General features: G+C 64.0%; 3 protein-coding genes. All 3 read left to right on the top strand.

Annotated features, from left to right (window positions below; translation table 11 throughout):
• The coding region (locus LO50_RS22775; RefSeq protein ID WP_044316448.1) for an efflux transporter outer membrane subunit at nt 1-1,174 on the top strand (1,174 nt) is incomplete at its 5' end.
• Between the two features lie 43 nt (nt 1,175-1,217).
• Entirely contained in the window at nt 1,218-2,438 is a 1,221-nt protein-coding gene (locus tag LO50_RS22770; protein WP_161794504.1) for an FAD-dependent monooxygenase, read from the top strand.
• A 101-nt stretch (nt 2,439-2,539) separates the two neighbouring features.
• Nucleotides 2,540-3,312, top strand: a 773-nt coding sequence (locus LO50_RS22765) for a LysR family transcriptional regulator (RefSeq protein ID WP_044316447.1), incomplete at its 3' end; no start/stop codon positions are given.

Raw genomic sequence — 3,312 nt, 5'->3', positions numbered from 1 at the left:
CAACGCCAGCGGAAGCGCCACCCGCCAACGCCAGAGCGAGAGCGGTGCCGGCACGCGCATGATCGGCATCATGGGGGCCGACCCGAGCCTCACCGAGTTGCTGGCCGAACCGTTCTCGCTGTACCAAGCCGGCTTCGACGCCTCGTGGGAGCTGGATTTGTGGGGCCGCGTGCGCCGATCCGTGGAAGCCGCCGATGCTGATGTCGGCCAACAGGCTGCGCTGCTCGATCTGGCCCGCCTCAGCCTGGCCAGCGACGTGGCACGCAATTACTTCGAGCTGCGCACCGCCCAGCGGCAGATCCGCTTGATGCGCGAGGACATCGCCGCACTGGAAGACCGCGCCGCGCTGCTGCAAGCGCGCGTAGAAGGCGGCGTGCTCGACCACACCGACCTGCAACGCCAGCGCGCCGAACTGGCCGCATTGAAAGCGCAACTGCCGCCGCTGCTGGCACAGGAAGCCGCCAGCGCCAATCAGATCGCACTGCTGCTGGGCGAACGCCCGGGCGCGCTGCGGGCCGAACTCGCGCCGCGCGAAGCCGACGCCGGGACTTCGTTGCCCGATCTTGCCCTCGGCTTGCCATCGGAAGTTGCGCTGCGCCGCCCCGACATCCGCGCCGCCGAAGCGCGCCTGCACAGCGCCACCGCCAGCATCGGCATCGCCAGGGCCGACCTGTACCCCAGCATCCGGCTTGGCGCGACGTTCGGCTATGAGTCCTACCTGAGCAGCGAGTTTTCCGACTGGGGCAGCCGCACCTGGTCGGTCGGCCCCAGCCTCAACCTGCCGATCTTCGACCACGGCCGGCGCAAGGCCACCGTGCAACTGCGCGAACTGCAACAGCAAGAAGCCGCCATCAACTACCAACAGACCGTGCTGAAAGCTTGGCAGGAAATCGACGATGCGCTGTCCGCCTACGGTGCCGAGCAGCGTCAGGCGCGCGAACTGCAAACCCGCAGCGATGCGGCTGGCGATGCCTACCGGCTTGCACAGGCGCGCTACGACGGTGGCGTCACCGATTTCACTGCCGTACTCGACGCCCAGCGCAGCTATCTACAAGCCCGCCGTGACCTGGCGGCCAGCGAGGGGCGTTTGAGTACGCGCTACGTCACCGTCAACAAGGCCATCGGCAACGTGCCGTTGGACACGGAGAACGCGGCAGGAAAAGGGATGGAGTGAGGAGAGAACCATGCGGAAAAATGGCCCTGAGCTGGAAGCAGACATGTCGAAGACCCCTGCCGTGGCAAGGCGCACTGCGCTGGTGGTAGGACTTGGCATCAGTGGCATCGCGTGCGCGATTGCGCTGCACCGTGCGGGGTGGCTTCCCGTCGTTGTCGAACGTGCGCCAGCCCGCCGCCGGGGCGGCTACTTCATTGCCGTGATGGGTGTGGGGCGATCGGCAGCCGCCGATCTAGGAGTCGGAGACCGCTTGGTCGATCACAGGGCCGAAAGCATGACCTATGTCATCGATCGGCAAGGGAATCGATCTCCGGGCCTGAGTTTCGCCGACATACCGATCAATCCCTACCTCACCATGCGGGGTGATGTCGAAGACGCAGTTTGGAAGACATTGCAAGAGGTAGCGCCCGACACGGAAATCCACTTCTCGACCACTCCGACCGCCATCGAGCAAGACGGGGATTGTGTCGAGGTGACGCTTGAAGGCCCGCAGGGCGTGAGCCGCCGCAGGTTCGACCTTGTGATCGGTGCCGACGGCATCCGTTCCACAGTGCACCGCCTTGCATTCCCTCCTGCGCTTGGCGGCTTGCAGCGTCTTGGCACCATGATCTGCGCCTATGCGCTTCAGGAGGATCTGCCCACGCTGCCAAGCGGGATCGGAGGGCAGATCATCGAGCCGGGACGTTCGTTCACCGTCTTTCCCTTCGATGATCGGCGATCGACGGTACTGTTCTCCTGGTATGCGGCCGATCCCGATGCCGAGCGTGAAGGGAAGGCCGCCGAACAAATCCGCAAGTCATTCGGGCCAGAGCCTCTCGGCCCTATCCTGGAAGCTGCATTGGGGCAACTGGAGACGAGCGAGGCGGCCCTGTTCGACATCGCCGAGCAGGTTCGCCTTTCCACTTGGTATCAGGGGCGCGTGGTGCTGGTCGGTGATTCGGCCTGGTGCCCATCACTTTATTCGGGCATGGGCGCGTCGAGCGGCCTGGCCGGCGCCAATGTGCTGGGCAAGCGTCTCGAAGAACATGGCGACGACATCGCAGCCGCCCTCGCCGACTGGGAAGCCACGATGCGGCCACGGATAGCGGAGTTCCAGAAGTCGGCCGAAACCGGCATTGGCGTCTTCACCCCCGCCAGCGACAAGGCAATCCGCATCCGCAAGCGTGCGATGTCACTTTTGACCAATCCCATAGTGCGCTGGGTGTTCTCGCACGTGGGCAAATTTCTGCCCGTCATGCAGCAACGAGAACGTCCGATTTCCTGAGTGTTCACTGCTGTCAGGTTGTGGGGAGAGAGCTTCCAATCCAAGCGTCTGATCCAGATGGCATCAGGCTAAGACAGACTTCATCAGGGAGCAGCAGAGTTATGGAGATCCGACACCTACGCTGCTTTCTTGCCGTGGCTGAAGAACTGCGCTTTGCGCGGGCAGCGGAACGACTGCACATGGAGCAATCGCCGTTGTCGCGGGCGATCAAGGAGTTGGAAGAAGACTTGGGCGTGGCGCTGTTCGTTCGCACCACGCGCTCCACACGATTGACCCGCGCTGGCACGCTGTTCTTGGAACACGTGCGCCGCGTGTTCACGGCCCTGGAACAAGCACGCGACAGCGTGAAAGCGGCGGCAAACGGTTTTCATGGCCAATTGCGCGTGGCCTTGTCGGACGGCATTACGCCCTCGCGCTTGCCGGCCGTGCTGGCGCTATGTCGGCAGGAGGAACCCGAGGTCGAAATACGGTTCTTCGAGGTGCCGCTGTCGCAGCAGCTCAAGGGCCTGCATGACGACCTCTACGACGTGGGGTTCACACAGTCCGATGAAGTGGGTGATGGCATCACCGCCATACCTGTCTGGAGCGATCCGATCATGGTGGCGGTGCCCGCACGGCATCCGCTGCTAGCCCACAAGCGCATTCCGCTGGATGAACTGCTGCGCTATCCGCTCGTCCTGTGTGATCCGCAAGTGTGTGAAGGCCCTGCCAAGCACGTCGATCGGATACTGCGCCGCGTGGACATGGAGCCATTGGTCGCAGAACGAGTCGCTTCGTGTGATTTGATGATGGCGCTGGTATCGGCCGGCTTCGCGCTTGGTCTGGCAGGTGCCGCGCGTATTGCCGCCAGCCATGAACCGGGCGTAGTCGCCCG

It is taken from the genome of Stutzerimonas stutzeri (genome assembly GCF_000935215.1).
Classification (GTDB): domain Bacteria; phylum Pseudomonadota; class Gammaproteobacteria; order Pseudomonadales; family Pseudomonadaceae; genus Stutzerimonas.
The sequence above is the reverse complement of the archived record's forward strand: the minus strand, read 5'-3'. Positions and strand labels throughout refer to the sequence as shown.

Bases quoted from the DNA above. Each gene is read 5' to 3' on its own strand.
- LO50_RS22770 (WP_161794504.1), top strand. From the start codon at position 1,218: ATGTCGAAGACCCCTGCCGTGGCAAGGCGCACTGCGCTGGTGGTAGGA.